Below are 18,215 nucleotides of genomic sequence, written 5' to 3' on the forward strand. Positions count from 1 at the left end.
GGGCGCCGGAATTCGGCAGGCTGCCCGCATGAGCGGGGATGCGGACAGACGGCTCGCGCGGATCAGGATCGGCGCGTTCGCGGTGCTGGGGGTCGCCGGGGTGCTGCTTCTCTTCGGGCCACTGCTGGCGAAGGTGGCGAGCTGGCTCGTGCGGCCGCGGGACGCGGACTGGTGGGGCGCTTCCGGGCAGTGGGTCGGGGGCATCGGCACGATCGCCGCCGTCGTCGTGGCGTTGTGGATCGCCATCCGTGACGGGCGGATCGCGCGCGAGGACCGGCGGGAACGGGATCTGCGCGAGCGGCAGGAGCAAGCCGCGAAGGTCACCGCGTGGATCGAGCGCGCCGAGGCCGGCTCGGACGCCGCCGGGTACATGGTCGTCTCGAACGCGAACGCCGAGGCGGTCAACCACGTCGTCGTCTCGTTCGACCTGGTGCGGCAGCTGCCGATGACCGGATCCACGCTGCACCGCGGGCCGGTGATCGAAGACGACGAGTACCTCTACGCCATCCTGCCGCCCGGGAAGTGGCGGATGCCGATCCGCGAAGAGTGGCAGCGCCCGGACCTGACGCCGGGGGTGATGCTCGCCTTCACCGATTCGCGGAACGGCCACTGGCTCCGGCTGACCGACGGCAGGCTGATCGAAAAGGACCAGAACGTCGTCAGCCGCCGAAAGATCCGCTTCCCCCAGCGGATCAGCGTGCCCGAGAGCTACTGACCAGCTTCGCCAGTTCCCGCAACCGGACGTCCGGCAGGTACGCCCGGCTCAGCGCCAGCCCGATTCGAGGCAGATCGGCCTCGTCGCGGAACGCCAGGTACAGCGGGACGTGCCGCGGCTGGAACTTCGCCTTGAACGCGTGCAGCGAACGGAAACCGTAGTACGGCTCCATCACGCGGCCCAGCGACTCCAGCACCCGGTCGACCGGACGCGCCGGGCCGGAGCCGGTGCGGGCCAGTGGTGCCCCCGACAGCGAGACGAATCGCGCGCCTTCGTCGCGGAACGCCAGGCAGGCGGACGCGATGAGGAACTCCATCACCGGGCGGAAGCCGTGCGCGCTGCGGCGCATGACGTCGAGCGTCCAGCCGCCGATCTTGCCCGCTCCGGTGTGGACCGGCAGCCACGACGTCACGCCGTGGACCGTGCCCTCCGCGTCGACCGCGAGGCCGACCCGGGTGGCCGGGTCCATCGCCTCGTCGAGCCCGCCGAGGGTGAACCCCATCTCCGGCATGCCCTTGTCCGCGATCCACTCCTCCGAGAGGGCCCGGACCTGGGCGAGGATGGGTTCCGGCTGGTCGGCCAAGCGGACCAGCCGGAAGTCGATCTGCTGCTTGGCGGCCTTGTTCAGCGCGGACCGGACGTCCTGCCACGCCTTGCCGCGGAACTCGAGGCCGTCGAGGTCCAGCACGTTGTCCTCGGCGACCTGGACGTGCTGCCAGCCCAGCTCGCGCGTCGCCGCGACGGTGGCCTCCGTCGCCGAGAACACACACGGCACCAGGCCGGAGTTCTCGCACATCGTGGTGAATTCGGTGACCGTCGCCGCCGCGGTGCCGTCCGGCGCGATCGGGTCGCCGAGCGCGACCGCGACCCCCGCGTGCCGCCGGTAGGCGAGGTAGGACCGGCCGTCTTCGCGGACGAAGTAGGTGTTGCGCGGCCAGGTCGTCATCCACGACAGGGTGCTGCCGCCGTGGCGCCCCAGGAGCGAGCGGGCCAGCGCCGGCCCCGGGCCCTGCGCGTGGCGCCGCAGCCGACGTCGAGAAGGCACCCGGAACGCGTGGCGCGCGGCGATCAGGACGCCGAGCTCGGCCGTCCACAAGAGATTGTCGACGAAGAACAGCGGCAGGCCCTCGGTGTCGTAGTCCCCGCCGAAGACGTCGGCCAGCCCGACGAGCGTGGCGACGGCGAGCCCTTGCAGCGTAACGAAAGCCGACAACGCGACCGCCCAGCGCCACGCGACGCGCCCGCCGCGGCGCAGCCCGTTGAGCATCGGCAGCACGAGCACCACGAGGATCGCCAGCTCCGGCGCCGACAGCGAAACGCCTTCGGCCGAGCCGAACGGGCCGTCGCCGGGCACCAGGAACATCACGATCTCGGCGACGGTGAGCAGCAGCAGGCCGGCGACGGTCAGCAGCCGCCACTCGCGCAGGTTCGGGCCGGAAGACCCGTCCGCGCGCCGGCCGCCGACGAGCCGCTTGCCGAGCGGGATCGCCAGCAGCAGCGCGAAGAAGTGCACGAGGTCGGCCAGCGTGCCGACGTAGACGATCGCGACGCCGGCGTACACGCACAGCCCGGCCCGAAGCCGCAGCGCCCACGGCGGCCGCAGCGTCGCGCTGGCGACCGCGACCGCGGCGAGCGCGCCGCCGGAGAACCCGACGTCGAGGCTGCCCGCGACCCGCTCGGCCCACAGCCAGCCGGAGTTGCGGCACAGCGCGAGGAACTGGGTGGCGACGAGGACGGACGCGATCTGCCCGCCGATGGTCACGGCCATCGCGCGCCGCGTTCCCAGCTGCCATTCGGCGAAGCCGGCGAAGAGCGCGAAGCTGCCGACCATCGGCAAGTAGTACCAGGGGATGACGGCGAAGAACGGCCCGGTGAGCATGGTCCACCACCGGCCGGCCTCCAGCGACGGCAGTCCGTAGGCGATGAACGGGTAGGCCGCGCGGTCTTCGGCCGCGTTCCAGAGCGCGCCGGTCGCGACGGCGAGCACGAGCATCGCCGCCGTGACGGTGCTGGTGAACGGCAATCGCGCTCTGAGCACCGCGACCGTGCCCCGGACGCGTCCCCCTCCGGCGAGCTTGCCCGCCGCCCCTGTTTGAGTCATGGGAAGAGTCTGGCGAGCCGCGTCGCCCGGCGGCATCGGGCAAGGGAACGAGATTTCCCCTAGGGGAAATCGTTCTTTCGGCTGAGGGTTCCCCCTTCCTCAGGAGGAGATCAGCCGAACACGGCCTCGCGGACGGCGTCGGTGTCGGCCAGGTCCGGCAGGACGGTGTGCGCGCCCGCCGCGGCCAGTTCCTCGGCGGAGAAGTGGCCGGTCGCGACGGCGACGGAGACCGCGCCGTTGTCCAGCGCGGCCTTGACGTCGTTCGGGGTGTCGCCGATGACGACGACCTCGCCGGGCTCGAACCCGGTGCCGTGCTTGGCCGTGGCCAGACCCACGGCGTGCGGCACCAGGTCCGGGCGGTGCACCGAAAGGGTGCCGTAGCCGCCGATCTCCAGGTCGAGGTGCTCCTCGAGGCCGAACGCGGCGAGCTTGTGCCGGGAGATCTCCGGCAGGTTGCCGGTGACCAGCGTCTGGACGACGCCGTCGTGCCCGGCGAACGCGGTCAGCGCCTCGGCCGCGCCCGGCAGCACGCGGGCCTCCGCCGGGAAGCGGTGCGCCGCGCGTTCGGACTCCGCCACCAGGGCCTTGAACAGCGCTTCGATCGTCTCCTGCGCGGCCTCGAAGCCGTTCGCGGTGAGCAGGTCGGTCGTCGTGGCGAGCTCCGTGCGGCCCCCGAACACCGGGTTGACGCGCAGGGTGGCCCCGGTCGCGGCGGTGAACGCCGTCGCGTACCAGGCCGAGCCCAGTTCGGTGAAGTCCACGAGGGTGTGGTCGATGTCCCAGAGCACCAGCCGCTTCTTCGTCACGAGATCGAGGTTACCGGCGGCACTATTCAACGCGTGTTGACTTCCAGGGTGGCGAGGCCTTAGCGTTGAATTCAACAAGCGAAGAATATTTGGAGGTAGTCATGACCGGTCCTGTCCGGCGCCCCGCCGGGGCGCTCGCCCTGGTCGCCGCCGTGGCCGGCGCGCTGGTGGCCGTGGTGCTCGGGTTCCTCACCTTCGGTGCGCAGGCCACCGTCGCGCCGGACGGCGTCCCGGTCGCCGTCGCCGGGCCGCCCGAGATCGCCCAGCGCATCGCCGCGCACGGCGGGGGCCAGCTCGCCTGGACCGTCGCGACGCCGGCTGAAGCGCGGCAGCTCCTGGCGGACAAGAAGGTCTACGGCGTGCTCGAACTCGGTCCGGTCGCGACGGTCGTGACGTCCGGCGCGGTCAACCCGGCCGGCACGCAGGTCGCGCAGCAGGCGCTCACCGGCGCCGCGACCGCGCTGGCCGGCCCGCCGAAGCAGGAGGTGCTGCACCCGGTGAGCCTCGCCGGCCGGACCGCGCCGCTGGCCGCGTCCGCGCTGGCCTGGATCGGCGCGCTGGTGGCCGGCCTCGGCCTGACCCAGCTGGCGAAGCGGACGGGTCGCCGGACCGGCGCGGGAGCGCGGTTCACGCAGGTCGTGGGCGTCGGTGTGCTGCTCACGGCGGTCGTCGCGGGGTTCTTCGCGCTGTGGGATTCGGCGCTGCCGCTCGACGCCGGCGTACTCGGCTTCGTCTTCCTCGCGGCGACGGCGTTCGCGGCGGTGCAAGCCGGGCTGCTCCGCCTGCTCGGCCTGCGCGCGATGGCCGTGCTGGGGCCGCTGTACCTGGTCGCGCCCGCGGTCGCCGGCCAGGTGCCGGAGCTGCTGAACCCGGCCTACCGCGCGCTGCTGTGGTCGTGGACGCCGTTCCGCTTCTCGACCGAAGGCCTGCGCAGCCTGCTGCAGGGCGTGCCGGACGCGCCCGACGTCACGACCGGGCTGTGGGTGCTGGGCGCGCTGCTGGCCGCGGGCCTGGTGGTGACGCTGTGGCCGTCAGCCCGCGAGCAGGCTGAACCGCACCTTGCGGACCGGGTTGTCGAGGTTGGTGTCCACTAGGCAGATCGACTGCCAGGTGCCCAGCGCGAGCACGCCGCCGAGCACCGGGATCGTCGCGTACGGCGGCACCAGTGCCGGGAGCACGTGGTCACGGCCGTGACCCGGGCTCCCGTGCCGGTGCCGCCAGCGGCCGTCGCGGGGGAGGAGCTCGTCGAGCGCGGTCAGCAGGTCTTCGTCGCTGCCGGCGCCGGTCTCCAGGATCGCCAGCCCGGCGGTGGCGTGCGGCACCCAGACGTGCAGCAGCCCGTCGGCCGCGTCGGCGTCGCGCAGGAAGGCTTCGGCTTCGCGGGTGAGGTCGTGGACGACGGCTTCGGAGCCGGTGCGGACCTCGATCTCGGTGGAGTACATGGCTCCAGCGTAAGGCTCAGGAGTCGAGGTAGCGCAGCACCGCGAGCACCCGGCGATTGTCCCCTTCGGACGGTGGCAGGCCGAGCTTGCCGAAGATCGACGTCACGTACTTCTCCACCGAACCGGCCGAGAGGAACAGCTTCGCCGCGATCGCGGAGTTCGACCGGCCTTCGGCCATCAGGCCCAGCACTTCGCGTTCACGCGGGGTGAGGCCGCCGAGCGCGTCGGTCTGGCGTGTGGCGGAAAACAGCTGGCTGACGACCTCGGGGTCGAGCACCGTTTCGCCGTCCGCGACCCGGCGCAGCGCGTCCAGGAAGTCCGACACCTCCGCGACCCGGTCCTTGAGCAGGTAGCCGACGCCGCCGGCGCGGTCGGCCAGCAGCTGCGCCGCGTACTTCGTCTCGACGTACTGGGAGAACAGCAGGATCGCGCAGCCCGGCAGCTCGCCGCGCAGGGCGATCGCGGCCCGCAGGCCTTCGTCGGTGTGCGTCGGCGGCATCCGGATGTCCACAATGGACACATCGGGCGTGTGGCTCTCGACGGCGGTCCGCAGCGCGTCGGCGTCCTTCACCGCGGCGACGACCTCGTGACCCCGGAAGGTCAGCAGCTCGACGAGGCCTTGGCGCAGGATGGTGGAGTCCTCCGCGATGACGATCCGCATGCCGCGACCCTAGCGGGGCAGCGGCACCCGTGCGATCACTTCGGTCGGGCCACCCGCCGGGCTCGTGACGGAAAGCTCACCGTCGACCGTCCGCAGCCGTTCGGCGACGCCGGCCAGGCCGCCACCGGGCACGATCCGGGCGCCGCCACCCCCGTCGTCGCGCACGCGCAGCCAGAGGACGTCGCGGTCCTCCGTGACTTCGACGGACGTCGTCCCGCCGTGCTTCGCGGCGTTGGTGAGCAGCTCGGCGGCGCTGAAGTAGACGATCGTCTCCAGCGACGGCGGCGGCCGGCGCGGCAGGTGCGCGGTGACGCGCGCGTCGATCCCGGACGTCGCGACCAGGGTGGCGAGCGCGACGTCGAGACCCGCGTCCAGCGCGGCGGGGTGGATGCCGCGGGCGAGGTCGCGCAGCTCGGTCAACGCCTGCTTCGCGTTGGTGTGCGCGGCCGTGACCAGCTCTTTGACCTGCGGGAGGTCGACGCCTTCGAGTTCCTCCTTGGCCAGGCCGAGCTTCATCGACAACGCGACGAGCTGGGCTTGGGCACCGTCGTGGAGGTCGCGTTCGATGCGCCGCAGCCGCAGGGCGGCGTCCTCGACGGCGGTCGCGCGGCTCGCTTCGAGGTCGCGGACCCGTTCGGACAGCACGCGTTCGCCGAGGAGGCCGACGACCATCAGCCGGTCGAGCGCGGTGAAGGCGTGCGTCACCCACGGCAGCACCACGAGCACCAGCAGCCCCGACGCCGACCAGGCGAGCGCGCCCGGCCAGTGGTCGGCGCGGATGTCGAAGACCGGCAGCACCCGTTCGCCGAGCGGGAACCAGAGGAAGGCGAACGTCGTCGCGGCCACGCCGTAGACCGACGCGGCGACGACGGCGAACAGGCCCGCGATGGTCAGCGGCAGGCGCAGCAGCAGGTAGCCGGCCGTGCGCCAGCCCGCCGGGTCGCCGACGCGGGCCTTCACCCAGCTCCAGAGCCCGGGCTTCAGCTCGGGACGGCGCGGGGCGGGGACGCTCACCCCGAGGAGCGCTTTCGCGAGGCCGCGGTGGGCGGCGCCGAGGCCGCGGGCGTAGAGCAGCGCGCCGGCGAGGACGAGGAAGCCGAGCAGGACCGGCGTCAGCCAGAGGCCGGCGAAGACGACGACGAGGAAGGTGAAGAGGGAGAACAGGCTGAGCGGGCCGGCGAGCCACAGCCAGGCGTACTCGGCCCAGAAGTCCCGCGCCGGGACGGGGCCGAACACCCGGCGGAGGGGGTGGGGGCGAGGTGGGTCGAGGCTGGTCACGGGTTCAGTTTCGCCTGGGCGGGCGGTGGTGCCCATCCGGTTTTCCCCCGGGGCGGGCTCGGGGTGGCCCGGGCTCGGGGCGCCGGTTCGGACGTCGCCCGCACGTCATGAACGGGTCGTTCACCTCGGCAGACGACAGGGCCCCGGCAAGGTCGCGCCGGGTGGGCTTGCGGCGTCTCCAAGGCGGCCCGCGGGGGCGCCCCCCGTCTTCCACGCTACCGGTGACCACCGACAATCCCGGGCCGCGAAAGCCGTGAAGGCCACCTTGAGGAACTCTACGTTCCTCAAGGTGGCCTTCACGAACCTCGGGTCAGGGCGTGTCCGGGTCGTCCTCCCGGGCTCGCTGTGCCGCTTCGCGCATCTCGATGACGTCCGTGAGCCAGTCGCCCGTCTCGCGGGCGATGTCGCGGATCGCGCCGGTGATGATCGAAGCTATGTTGCCGACGTGCGTCGCGGCTGATTCGGTGATCACCTGCAGGGTGTCCTTCTCTCGCTCGAACTGGCCCACCATGTCACCCTCACGCTGCTCGGAGCTGCCGGTCGGGTTCCACGGTAACCGGTGACGGCGACGAAGGAAGGGCGAGCTTCACGATCTTCTTCGCGACCGACCAGAGCTGCTTGCGCAGCGGCCCCGTGTGGTACGGCAGCCCGTACTTCTCGCAGATCGCGCGCACCTCGCCCGCGATCTGCGGGTAGCGGCGCGCCGGGATGTCCGGGAACAGGTGGTGCTCGATCTGGTGGGACAGGTTGCCGCTCATGATGTGGAACAGCGGGCCGCCCGAGATGTTCGCCGAGCCGAGGATCTGGCGGAGGTACCACTGGCCCCTCGACTCCGAAGCCGTCTCCTCCTCGGTGAAGCTTTCGACGTCCGCCGGGAAGTGGCCGCAGAAGATGATCGCGAACGCCCACAGGTTGCGGGTCAGGTTCGCCGTCGCGTTGCCGAGGAACGTCAGCGGCGCCAGCGGGCCGGTCAGCAGCGGGAACAGGACGTAGTCCTTGCCGATCTGCCGCGACGCCTTCCGCGCGATGCGCCGCAGCACCGGCACGTTGTCGGCCCACGACCGCGTGCCCTTGACGACGTTCTCGACCTCCAGGTCGTGCAGCATCACGCCCCACTGGAAGAACAGCGCCAGCAGCGTCGCGTACACCGGGTTGCCCAGGTAGTACGGGTGCCACTTCTGGGCGGTGTCCATCCGCAGGATGCCGTAGCCGACGTCGCGGTCCTTGTCGACGATGTTCGTGTACGTGTGGTGGATGTAGTTGTGCGAGTGCCGCCAGTTCTCCGCGGGCGCCACCGTGTCCCACTCGAAGCGCTGGGAGCTCAGCGCCGGGTCGCGCGTCCAGTCGTACTGGCCGTGCATGACGTTGTGGCCGATCTCCATGTTGTCGAGGATCTTGGCCACCGACAGCGCGCCGACGCCGGCGAGCCACGCGGGCGGGAAGAACCCGGCGAACAGCAGCGCGCGCCCGGCCACCTCCAGGCCGCGCTGGGTCTTGATGATGGTGTGGATGTAGTCGACGTCCTCCTGGCCGAGGTCGTCGACGATCCGCTGGCGCAGCTCGTCGAGCTCGCGGCCGAACTCCTCGACCTGTTCCGGGGTCAGGCGGTCCTGCAGACCGGTCATGGCTGTCTCCTCTAGGCGTCGATCTCGACGTCCCCGACCGGGACGGAGATGCAGAGCTGGATTTCTTCGTCTTCGTCGCCGGAGATCTCGCCCGTGCGCGCGTTGCGGACGCGCCCGGCGGTCTTCAGCTGGGTGCAGGAGAAGCAGATGCCCATCCGGCAGCCGTGCTCCGGCGAGAGCCCGGCCTCCTCGGCCTGCTCCAGCAACGGCTTCCCCGAGTTGGCGCACTCCCGCCCGCTGCGCTTGAAGCGCACCTGCCCTTCCGCGGCGGACGTGTCGAAGGTCAACGCCGGCGGCGTGAACTCTTCGGTGTGCACGCGTTCACCCAGCTGGTCGCGGACGGCGTCCATCAGCGGCTTCGGGCCGCAGACGAACGTCTCCGCGTCGCGGAACCACGGCGCGACCTGCTCGAGGTGCTCCGGCGTGAAGAAGCCGCGCAGTTCGCCGCCCTTCGTGTGGGTGTAGGCGTGCACCACCCGCAGGCCCGGGTGCCGCGTGGCGAGTTCGGCCAGTTCGGTGCGGTAGAGCGCGTCGGCCGGCCCGTTCGAGTACTGCACGAACACGATCTCGCCGGCGTGGCCCTCGTCGACCAGGGTGCGGGCCATCGCGAGCACCGGCGTGATGCCGCTGCCGCCCGCGATCAGCAGCACGCGGTCCGGCCGGGCGGCCGGCAGCGTGAACGCACCGTCCGGAGTGGACAGGTTGACCACCGAGCCGACGCCGATCGCGCGGTTCAGGTGGCCGGACACCAGGCCCTGCTCCTTGACCGTGAACTCCAGTTCGCCGTCGTACTGCGAACCGCACGGCGAATAGCACCGCGTGCGCCGGACGCCGTCGATCTCCACCTGCAGGCGGACGTACTGGCCCGCGGTGAAGCCCGGCCACGCGCGGCTCGGCCGCACCGTGAGGGTGACGCTGTCCGGCGTCTGCTTGCGCACCGCCGTGACCAGCCCGCGGATCTCGCGGCGGACCAGCATCGGGTCGACGAGCTCGAGGTACCGGTCCATCCCGTGCGGCGTCAGCAGCGCCTCGGCCAGCGAGGCGAGGCCGCGCACCCGCCGGGGGATGAGCGCCGTCATCGGTCCTCCTCGGTTACAGTGAACGACTGTACACTGAACAGTGCACTGCAGGAGTGGAGCCGCTGTCAACGCGGAGAGGCGAGGATGTGACGTGAGCAACGCGGTGGACATCCGTACGCTGGAGGTCGTGTCCGAAGAACCGGTGAGCCGCCAGGAGCGCAAGCAGCGCACGCGCCAGGCGTTGCTGGACACGGCCTTGGAGCTGCTGGCGGACCGCCCGTTCGCCACGCTTTCCCTGCGCGAGGTCGCGAAGGGCGCCGGACTGGTGCCGACGGCGTTCTACCGGCACTTCGCCACGATGGAGGAACTCGGCGTCGCGCTCGTCGAAGAAGCGACGCGCACGCTGCGCGGCATGATGCGCTCGGCCCGCACCGACCCGGACACCTACCAGGGGATGATCAGCGCCTCGGTGGCCACGGTGCACCAATTCGTGCGGGCCAACGAGGACCATTTCCGGTTCCTGACCCGCGAGCGCTACGGCGGCGGGCCGCTCGCCCGCGCCATCGCCGTCGAACTGCGCATGTTCTCCGGCGATCTCGCGATCGACCTCGCGCGGTTCACCCCGCTGCGGTCGTGGAGCACCGAAGACCTGCACATGCTGGCCGACTTGATCGTTTCCGTGATGATCACGACGACCGTCGAACTGCTGGAAGCCCGCCCAGGTGAGGACGCGAAAATCACCGGAACGGCGGAAAAACGGCTGCGGTTGATCCTGCTCGGCATCCCGCACTGGAAAACTCGCTGAACGTTTCCCGCACGGCGTTCGTATTTCCCGGCAGAACCCCGAGACTTGCGACTCACGTCACTGGGGACTGTCGGTCCGGCGTGGTACAACCCTCGGATCGTGCCTCGCCGATGAGGAGGTCGTGTGACGGACAGCGAACAGAGTCAGCAGCTCACCGTGGGTGTGGTGACCGAGTCACGCCCCGGGGAGCGCCGGGTGGCCGTGGTGCCCAAGCTGGTCGGGCGGCTGGCGCAGCGAGGGCTGCGCGTGGTCGTCGAACCGGGTGCCGGGGCCGGGGCCCACCTGAGTGACGACGCGTACACCCAAGCGGGCGCCGAACTCGGCGACGCGTGGGGCGCGCGGATCGTCGTGAAGGTCAACCCGCCCACACCGGACGAGGTCGCGAAGCTGAGCCGGGGTGCCGTGCTCGTCGGCTTCCTCGACCCGCGCGGCAATCCCGACGGACTGGCGAAGCTCGAAGAAGCGGGCCTGCGCGCGTTCGCGATGGAAGCGATCCCGCGGATCTCCCGGGCGCAGGCGATGGACGCGCTGTCGTCGCAGGCCAGCATCGGCGGCTACCGCGCCGTGCTGCTCGCGGCGCAGAAGCTGCCGCGCTTCTTCCCGATGCTCACCACCGCGGCCGGGACCGTGCCGCCAGCGAAGGTACTCGTACTCGGCGCCGGGGTCGCCGGCCTGCAGGCGCTCGCCACGGCCAAGCGGCTCGGCGCGCAGACCACCGGCTACGACGTCCGGCCCGAGGTCGCCGAGCAGGTCAAGTCGCTCGGCGCGCAGTTCCTCGACCTCGGCATCGAGGCGGTCGGCGAAGGCGGGTACGCCCGCGAGCTGACGGCCGACGAGCGCGAGGAGCAGCAGCGGCGGCTCACCGAGGCGATCACGAAGTTCGACGTCGTGATCACCACCGCGCTGGTGCCGGGCCGCAAGGCACCGACGCTGGTCACCGCGGACGCCGTCAAGGGCATGCCCGCCGGGTCGGTCGTGGTCGACCTCGCGGGCGAAACCGGCGGCAACTGCGAGCTGACGAAGCCGGGCGAGGACGTCGTGGAGCACGACGTCACCATCTCCTCCCCGCTGAACCTGCCCGCCGAAATGCCTTCGCACGCCAGCGAGCTGTACGCGCGCAACGTCGTCGAGCTGCTGGAGCTGCTCGTGACGAAGGAAGGCGCGCTGGAGCTGAACTTCGAAGACGAGATCGTCGCCGGTGCCTGCGTGGCCGGGCGCGAAGGGAGCCCGTCGTGAGTCCCCTGGTGCAGAACCTCGCGGTGCTCGTGCTCGCCGGGTTCGTCGGCTTCGCCGTCATCTCGAAGGTGCCCAACACGCTGCACACGCCGCTGATGTCCGGCACCAACGCCATCCACGGCATCGTGCTGCTGGGCGGCCTGGTCGTGCTCGGCCTCGGCGTCGACGGCGTCTTCAACAAGATCCTGCTGGTGATCGCGATCGCCTTCGGCACGATCAACGTCGTCGGCGGGTTCCTGGTCACCGACCGGATGCTGTCGATGTTCAAGGGCAAGAAGCCCGCTCCGGCCGATGAGGAGGAGACGAAGTGACCGACTTCATCGCGATCCTCTACATCATCGCGTTCGCCCTCTTCATCTACGGCCTGATGGGCCTGACCGGCCCGCGCACCGCCGTGCGCGGCAACTGGATCGCCGCGGTCGGCATGGGCATCGCCGTCATCGCCACCCTGCTCACGCCCGGGATGGGCAACTGGGTGCTGATCGCCCTCGGCGTGGGGATCGGCGTGGTCGTCGGCGTCCCGTCGGCGCGCAAGGTGAAGATGACCGCGATGCCGCAGATGGTGGCGCTGTTCAACGGCGTCGGCGGCGGCGCGGTCGCGCTCATCGCGTGGGTGGAGTTCAACTCGACCGACGGCTACGCGCACGAACCGGCGTACATCGCGATCGCGTCGCTGTTCGCCGCGATCATCGGCTCGATCTCCTTCTGGGGCTCGAACGTCGCGTTCGGCAAGCTCCAGGAGCTGATCAGCGGCCGCCCGATCACCCTGGGCAAGCTGCAGCAGCCGGTCAACGCGCTGCTCCTGCTGGTCGCGCTCGGCTGCGCGGTGGCCATCATCGCCGGTGGCGACTCGTGGCTGCTCATCGTCGGGCTGCTCGTCGCGGCCGGCATCCTCGGCCTCACCGTCGTGCTGCCGATCGGCGGGGCGGACATGCCGGTCGTCATCTCGCTGCTCAACGCCTTCACCGGCCTTTCGGCGGCGGCGATGGGCCTGGCGCTGGACAACACGGCGCTGATCGTGGCCGGCATGATCGTCGGCGCGTCCGGTTCGATCCTGACCAACCTGATGGCCAAGGCGATGAACCGGTCCATCCCGGCGATCGTCGCGGGCGGCTTCGGCGGCGGCCCGGCGGTCTCGGCAGGCGGCGGCGCCAAGGAGGAGCGCCCGGTGCGCTCGACCAGCGCGGCCGACACCGCGATCCAGATGGCCTACGCCAGCAAGGTCGTCGTGGTGCCCGGCTACGGCATGGCGGTGGCGCAGGCGCAGCACACCGTCCGCGAGATGGCGAAGCTCCTGGAGTCGAAGGGCATCACGGTCGCCTACGCCATCCACCCGGTCGCCGGCCGGATGCCCGGGCACATGAACGTGCTGCTCGCCGAGGCCGACGTGCCGTACGAGCAGCTCAAGGAGATGGACGAGATCAACTCCGAGTTCGCCCAGACCGACGTCGCGCTCGTGATCGGCGCGAACGACGTCACGAACCCGGCCGCGCAGACCGACCCGAGCTCGCCGATCTACGGGATGCCGATCCTCAAGGTCAACGAAAGCCGGTCCGTGATCGTCTTGAAACGCGGCATGAGCTCCGGCTTCGCGGGCATCGACAACGACCTGTTCTACGATCCGAAGACCAGCATGCTCTTCGGGGACGCCAAGTCGTCGGTGGGCGAGATCGTGGAGGAACTCAAGGCGTTATGACAGCCGGGTCGGATGTGCGTGCGGCGTTCACCGACCCCGCCGAGAACCTCGCGTTCGACGAAGCGCTCCTCCGGGTTGCGCCCGAGTCACCGGTGCTGTGGCTCTGGCGCAACCCGGTTTGCGTCGTGGTGGGGCGCGGCCAGCGGATCGCGCGCGAGGTGCGCGTCGAGGAGTGCGAGCGCGACGGCGTCCCGGTGCTGCGGCGGGCCAGCGGCGGCGGCACCGTGTTCCACGACCCGGGCAACCTGAACGTCACCCTGGTGCTGCCCGGCCCGGCCGACCGGCCCCTGGAAGCGCTCGGCCAGGTGATGAGCGCCGCCGTCGACCACCTCGGCCTGGTGCCGCGGATCGGCGACCGCGGGCTGTTCGTGGGCGAGGCGAAGCTGTGCGGGTTCGCGGTGTTCCGCACGAAGACGGGGCTGCTGGCCCACTCGACGTTGCTGGTCGAGACCTCCGCCGCGCTCGTCGGCCGCTACCTGACGAGCGCGCCGCCCGACCCGCGGCCGCTCGATTCCCACCGCAGCCCGGTGGCGTCGCTGGCCGAGCACGGCATCCGGCCCGGCTTCCCGGCGGTCGAGGCCGCGGTGCGGGCGGCGGCTTCGCAGATCCTCGGGACGTTCGTGCCGCGCCCGCCGACATCGGCCGAACGGGACCGGCAGCGGGCGTTGCTGCACACCCGCTACCACTACCCGTCGTGGCACGCGGACGGCGCCCAGCGCGCCGCCTGACCTCTGTCTACTGTGGACTCATTCGGCGGCCGAGAACGTGACGCCGGGCACCTTCCGCGACGTCGCCCGCGTGGTCTTCTTCGGCTCCGCGGCCTTCCGGGCGCGAGTCGTCTTCGCCGGTTCGGCCTTCGCCTTGGTGGTCGTCGCCTTGGTGGCCTTGGTGGCCGTCTTCGCCGCGGCCTTCGCGCGCGGCCGCTTCGCGCCGGGCACGATCCGCGGGCGGCGCTTGCGGCCCCCGGTGCGGCGGCCGGCGTCGGCGTAGCGCTGCAGGAGCTCGCGCAGCGCGTCGGCGTTGGCGAAGGAGAGGTCGATGTCGTACTCGATGCCGTCCAGCCCGAACCCGACCGTCTCCGCGGCGGCCTCGCCGGTCAGATCGTCCAGCACCCGCACAGCCGTGTTCTTGGCCACGACAACCTCCCGTGCTCCGGTCTTCGCGCGCACCGGGCCGACGGCACCCGGTGCCGCCGAGAAAAACTTGCAGCTTCCTGACGAGGATAGCCGCTGGCTTGCGCGATCCCGCGCGGTGGTGTGCGCTGAACCCATGGCTGCACAGACTTTTGACGTAGTGGTGATCGGCGCGGGTCCGGTGGGGGAGGTGGCCGCCGAACGGGCGGCCCGCGGCGGGCTGAAGGTCGCCCTCGTCGAACACGAACGCTTCGGCGGCGAGTGCTCGTACTGGGCCTGCATCCCGAGCAAGGCGTTGCTGCGGCCGGGAAATCTCCTCGCCGCCGCCAAGCGGGTGCCCGGCGTGCCGGTCGGCGACCGGGTCGATCCGGCGGCCGTCTTCGCCCGCCGTGACTGGTTCACCGGCAAGGGCGACGACTCGGGACAGGTCGACTGGGCGCGCGGCGCGGGCATCGAACCGGTCCGCGGGCACGGCGCGATCACCGGTGAGCGGGAGGTGACCGTCGACGGCGACCGCGTGCTGACCGCGCGGCACGCGGTGATCGTCTGCACCGGCAGCGTGCCGAACACGCCGAAGATCCCGGGCCTCGACACGATCCGGCCGTGGGGTTCGCGCGAAGCGACGTCGGCGGAGTCGGTGCCGGCGCGGCTCGGCGTCCTCGGCGGCGGGGTCGTCGGCGTCGAGATGGCGCAGGCGTTCGCCTCGCTCGGCTCGGAAGTCCACCTGGTGATCACCGGCGAGCGCCCGCTGCCGCGCAACGCGCCCTTCGCCGGTGACCTCGTGCTGCACGGGCTGCGCGAAGCCGGGGTGTTCGTGCACACGGAGTCGGGGGTCGAGCGGGTCGCCGCGGGCGAGTCCGGCACCGAGCTGACGCTGAAGGACGGCGAAACGCTCGTCGTCGACGAGTTCCTGGTCGCGACCGGGCGCCGTCCGGCCACCGCCAAGCTCGGGCTGGAAACGCTCGGCGTCGAGCCGGGCTCCGCGCTCGAGGTCGACGACACCGGCCGGGTGTCCGCAGTGGACGGTGGCTGGCTGTACGCGGCGGGCGACGTCACCGGCCGCGCCCCGCTGACCCACCAGGGCAAGTACGGCGCCCGCGCGGCGGGCGACACGGTGGCGGCGCTGGCCACCGGCAAGCCGGTCTCGACGGAGGCGTGGAGCCCGTTCACCGCGACGGCCGACCACCACGCCGTGCCGCAGGTCGTGTTCACCGACCCGGAGGTCGCGGCGGTCGGCCTGGCGGACGCGCGGCCGGGGTCGGCCGACCGGGTCGTCGACATCGACATCGCGGTGGCCGGCTCGTCGCTGCACGCGGACGGCTACACCGGCAAGGCCCGGATCGTCGTCGACACCGAGCGGAACGTGCTGCTCGGCGTGACGTTCGTCGGCCAGGACGTCTCGGAGCTGGTGCACTCGGCGACCATCGCGATCGTCGGGGAGGTGCCGCTCGACCGGCTGTGGCACGCGGTGCCGTCGTTCCCGACGATCAGCGAGGTGTGGCTGCGGCTGCTCGAGGCCTACGGGCTCTGAGTCACCGCGCGGGCAGGTCCAGCGCGGCCTTGGCGGCGCGGGCGAGGCCGGGATCGTCCGGAGTGGACGGTCCCGGCGCCCAGACGGCCTGCACCAGCCGCACGGACGTGCCTTCGACCTTGGAGGCGTAGGCGGCGTTCTCGAACCGCGGCGGGGCGGTGTCGCCCCACTTGCCGGTCTCGGTGGCGAGGTCGAGGATCCCGCCCCCGCCCGGCGTGTCCGCGACGGCCTTGAAGGCGGCCGCCTGCGAGGCGTCGGGGAACTCGACGATCCCGACGCTGACGGCCCCGGGCCGCCCGTCGACGGTGGCGGCGTAGCTGGCCCGCCGCACCCCGGAGCAGCTGGTCTGCTGCAGGCTGGCCTGGGCGTCCCCGAAGGCGTGCGACGCACACCGCTGATCGGCATCGGCGGCGCGCAGGGCGAACTGCAGGCTCTGCGCGGGAGCGGCGGTCGTCGGACTGGCGGGCGGCGGCTGCGTGGCGGGCGTGGGCGGCCCGGTCGGCGCGGCGGCGGTGTCGTCCCCGGTGGTGGCGACGGCGATCGCGGCGACGACCAGCAGGACGAGCAGGCCGATGGCGGCGAGGGGGAGCCAGCGGACGGTGCGGGAGGCGGTTTCGGGCCGGGGCCGGGGGGACGGCCGGACCGGTCCCGCGGGTCGTGGCTGCCCGGGTTCTCGGGGGTGCGGCGAGGGTGGGGTGCGGAGGCGTTCGGTGCGCTCGGTGTCCGGGGTGGACGGTCCGGGCTCACCCGGCTGGGTGAGGTGGGGTGTTTTGGCGCCGGGGAAGGCCGGTGCGGGGAGGACTTCGGTGCGTTCGGCGTCCTCGGGTGCGGTTTCCGGGGCCGGGGTGGCTTGGGGGAGCGCGATTTCGAGGGCAAGGGGAAGCTTCGGGCCCGGCGTGGCTTTGGTGGGTGCTTCGGGCTCGGGTGCGGCGGGTGGTTCCGGGTCGGGCTCGGCGAGAGGTTCTGGCTCGGCCGCGGCCTGGGCGGGTGCCGCGGCAGCAGCGGGCGGTTCCGGCTCGGGCGCCGCGGAGGGTTTCGGGTCGGGCGCAGCGGTGGGAGCGGCGGGAGGTTCTGGCTCGGCTGCGGCCGGGGTGGGTGCTGCGGCAGCGGGCGGTTCCGGGGCTGCGATGGGCTCGGCGGGTGCGGCTTCGGCAGGCGCGGCGGCTGCGGCGGGAGGTTCTGCCGCAGTGGGCTTGGCGAGCGCGGTTTCGGAGCCCGCGGGAGATTCCGGCTCGGTTTCGGCCGGCGCGGTGGGCTCGGATTCGGCGATGACTGGAGCGTCCGGCTCCGGCGCGACCTCGGCGAGCGGGACTTCGGACGTGACGGCAGGCTCCGCCTCCCGAGCCACCACAGGCTCCACCGGCACCGGAGTCGCCGTCCGCCAGTCGGATCCGCCCGAGGACGCAACCGACCCCGAAGAACTCGCCTGGAGCGGGACCGCCGGGGCGCTGTCCCAAAGGGACTCCGGCGGCGAGTCGTCCGTGAACCGGCTGAAGCCTTCCCCCACCAGGATGTCGTCGGAGAACTCCGGGGCGTCCGGGGCCAGTCCGCGGATCAGCGCGCGCACCTGGTCGACCGAGCGGGGCCGGTGGGCGGTGGCCAGGGAGACCGTTGCCGCCAGCATCGTGGTCGGGGTCGGGTGGAGGACGCGGACCGGGCCCGCCAGGTCGCGGGCCGGCTGGTCGACCGTCTCCACGTACGGGCCCACCGCGATGATCGTGCCCACCGGGGCCGTGCCCGGGACCAGGGTGGCGATCTTGTGCTCGCACGCCTGGGAGATGTCCAGGGCCTCCGTGGCCGGGTTGACCGCGTCGTCGTCGGCCACCAGGGGCCAGCCGTCCGCGACCCACGGGGCTCCGAGCGGGGCTTCCAGGCGCAGGGCCGGGTCCGGGAGGTCCACGCCGATGACGATGATCACGCCGTGGGGGAGGAGGACGACCGCCTCGATCGGGCGGTCCGCCACCGAGCCGACGCCGATCAGGGCGATGCCGCCGATCACGGTGCTGCCGCGGCCCAGGGACGCCAGTGCCGCCCGGATGTCGTCGGCCACCCGGGACTGCTGCCGCTCCAGGCGCACCAGTCGCACCGAAACCCCTCCCTGCTCGTCGTTCCGGGTCATCACGCTAGCGCGCGTGGCCGTATCCATCGTGCGACACGGGGAGGACGC

At 72.1% G+C, this 18,215-nt stretch carries 18 protein-coding genes; 8 read left to right on the forward strand and 10 right to left on the reverse strand.

The window, feature by feature from the left end:
* Nucleotides 1–28 precede the first annotated feature (28 nt).
* Nucleotides 29–715 (forward strand): hypothetical protein, encoded by a 687-nt coding sequence (locus EIY87_RS03525; protein WP_125306192.1) that lies wholly within the window; start codon nt 29–31, stop codon nt 713–715.
* Here EIY87_RS03525 and EIY87_RS03530 read toward each other — a convergent pair.
* Together EIY87_RS03530 and EIY87_RS03535 are read right to left on the reverse strand one after the other, a co-directional pair.
* The gene (locus EIY87_RS03530; RefSeq protein ID WP_225439678.1) at nt 693–2,816 is read right to left on the reverse strand and encodes a bifunctional lysylphosphatidylglycerol flippase/synthetase MprF; all 2,124 of its coding nucleotides are present in this window, start codon (nt 2,814–2,816) and stop codon (nt 693–695) included. The two genes, EIY87_RS03525 and EIY87_RS03530, sit on opposite strands and share 23 nt — an antisense overlap.
* Nucleotides 2,817–2,926: 110 nt before the next feature.
* The gene (locus EIY87_RS03535) at nt 2,927–3,622 is read right to left on the reverse strand and encodes an HAD family hydrolase (RefSeq protein ID WP_125306193.1); all 696 of its coding nucleotides are present in this window, start codon (nt 3,620–3,622) and stop codon (nt 2,927–2,929) included.
* 101 nt (nt 3,623–3,723) lie between these two features.
* Between EIY87_RS03535 and EIY87_RS03540 the strand changes: the two genes are divergently transcribed.
* Nucleotides 3,724–4,716 (forward strand): YhgE/Pip domain-containing protein, encoded by a 993-nt coding sequence (locus EIY87_RS03540; RefSeq protein ID WP_125306194.1) that lies wholly within the window; start codon nt 3,724–3,726, stop codon nt 4,714–4,716.
* Here the strand turns inward: EIY87_RS03540 and EIY87_RS03545 are convergent.
* The 6 genes from EIY87_RS03545 to EIY87_RS03570 all read right to left on the reverse strand — a co-directional run bounded on the left by EIY87_RS03545 (nt 4,654) and on the right by EIY87_RS03570 (nt 9,707).
* Nucleotides 4,654–5,064, reverse strand: coding sequence for a secondary thiamine-phosphate synthase enzyme YjbQ (locus tag EIY87_RS03545; protein WP_086859956.1), 411 nt, complete (start codon nt 5,062–5,064; stop codon nt 4,654–4,656). The genes EIY87_RS03540 and EIY87_RS03545 overlap by 63 nt on opposite strands.
* A 16-nt stretch (nt 5,065–5,080) precedes the next feature.
* Entirely contained in the window at nt 5,081–5,725 is a 645-nt protein-coding gene (locus tag EIY87_RS03550) for a response regulator transcription factor (protein ID WP_125306195.1), read from the reverse strand.
* A 9-nt stretch (nt 5,726–5,734) separates the two neighbouring features.
* Nucleotides 5,735–7,039: a sensor histidine kinase gene (locus tag EIY87_RS03555; RefSeq protein WP_125306196.1), complete on the reverse strand. Its 1,305-nt coding sequence runs from the start codon at nt 7,037–7,039 to the stop codon at nt 5,735–5,737.
* Nucleotides 7,040–7,313: 274 nt separating this feature from the next.
* Nucleotides 7,314–7,514: a hypothetical protein gene (locus EIY87_RS03560; RefSeq protein WP_091307018.1), complete on the reverse strand. Its 201-nt coding sequence runs from the start codon at nt 7,512–7,514 to the stop codon at nt 7,314–7,316.
* A 7-nt stretch (nt 7,515–7,521) separates the two neighbouring features.
* On the reverse strand, nt 7,522–8,628 hold the full coding sequence (locus tag EIY87_RS03565; RefSeq protein WP_125306197.1) for a fatty acid desaturase family protein: 1,107 nt from the start codon (nt 8,626–8,628) through the stop codon (nt 7,522–7,524).
* An 11-nt stretch (nt 8,629–8,639) separates the two neighbouring features.
* Nucleotides 8,640–9,707 carry a ferredoxin reductase gene (locus EIY87_RS03570; protein ID WP_125306198.1) on the reverse strand — a complete coding sequence of 356 codons (1,068 nt, stop codon included), beginning with the start codon at nt 9,705–9,707 and terminating at the stop codon, nt 8,640–8,642.
* Nucleotides 9,708–9,798: 91 nt separating this feature from the next.
* Here EIY87_RS03570 and EIY87_RS03575 point away from each other — a divergent pair, with 91 nt between their 5' ends.
* The 5 genes from EIY87_RS03575 (at nt 9,799) to EIY87_RS03595 (ending at nt 14,112) form a co-directional block, all read left to right on the forward strand.
* Nucleotides 9,799–10,452: a TetR family transcriptional regulator gene (locus tag EIY87_RS03575; protein ID WP_125306199.1), complete on the forward strand. Its 654-nt coding sequence runs from the start codon at nt 9,799–9,801 to the stop codon at nt 10,450–10,452.
* A gap of 123 nt (nt 10,453–10,575) precedes the next feature.
* Nucleotides 10,576–11,688: a Re/Si-specific NAD(P)(+) transhydrogenase subunit alpha gene (locus EIY87_RS03580; protein WP_125306200.1), complete on the forward strand. Its 1,113-nt coding sequence runs from the start codon at nt 10,576–10,578 to the stop codon at nt 11,686–11,688.
* 5 nt (nt 11,689–11,693) lie between these two features.
* Nucleotides 11,694–11,999 (forward strand): NAD(P) transhydrogenase subunit alpha, encoded by a 306-nt coding sequence (locus tag EIY87_RS03585; protein WP_043776145.1) that lies wholly within the window; start codon nt 11,694–11,696, stop codon nt 11,997–11,999.
* The gene (locus EIY87_RS03590) at nt 11,996–13,384 is read left to right on the forward strand and encodes an NAD(P)(+) transhydrogenase (Re/Si-specific) subunit beta (protein ID WP_125306201.1); all 1,389 of its coding nucleotides are present in this window, start codon (nt 11,996–11,998) and stop codon (nt 13,382–13,384) included. The genes EIY87_RS03585 and EIY87_RS03590 overlap by 4 nt, the downstream gene beginning before the upstream one ends.
* Nucleotides 13,381–14,112 (forward strand): lipoate--protein ligase family protein, encoded by a 732-nt coding sequence (locus EIY87_RS03595; RefSeq protein WP_125306202.1) that lies wholly within the window; start codon nt 13,381–13,383, stop codon nt 14,110–14,112. Before EIY87_RS03590 ends, EIY87_RS03595 begins: the two co-directional genes overlap by 4 nt.
* 18 nt (nt 14,113–14,130) lie before the next feature.
* On the opposite strand, the gene EIY87_RS03600 is transcribed toward EIY87_RS03595, so the two are convergent.
* Nucleotides 14,131–14,520: an Lsr2 dimerization domain-containing protein gene (locus tag EIY87_RS03600; RefSeq protein ID WP_225439680.1), complete on the reverse strand. Its 390-nt coding sequence runs from the start codon at nt 14,518–14,520 to the stop codon at nt 14,131–14,133.
* Between the two features lie 133 nt (nt 14,521–14,653).
* Here EIY87_RS03600 and EIY87_RS03605 point away from each other — a divergent pair, with 133 nt between their 5' ends.
* The gene (locus EIY87_RS03605) at nt 14,654–16,048 is read left to right on the forward strand and encodes a dihydrolipoyl dehydrogenase family protein (RefSeq protein WP_191983938.1); all 1,395 of its coding nucleotides are present in this window, start codon (nt 14,654–14,656) and stop codon (nt 16,046–16,048) included.
* 1 nt (nt 16,049) lies between these two features.
* Here the strand turns inward: EIY87_RS03605 and EIY87_RS47555 are convergent, their stop codons facing one another.
* Nucleotides 16,050–18,134 carry a hypothetical protein gene (locus EIY87_RS47555; protein ID WP_158641279.1) on the reverse strand — a complete coding sequence of 695 codons (2,085 nt, stop codon included), beginning with the start codon at nt 18,132–18,134 and terminating at the stop codon, nt 16,050–16,052.
* Between the last annotated feature and the right edge of the window lie 81 nt (nt 18,135–18,215).

This window comes from Amycolatopsis eburnea (assembly GCF_003937945.1).
GTDB lineage: Bacteria > Actinomycetota > Actinomycetes > Mycobacteriales > Pseudonocardiaceae > Amycolatopsis > Amycolatopsis eburnea.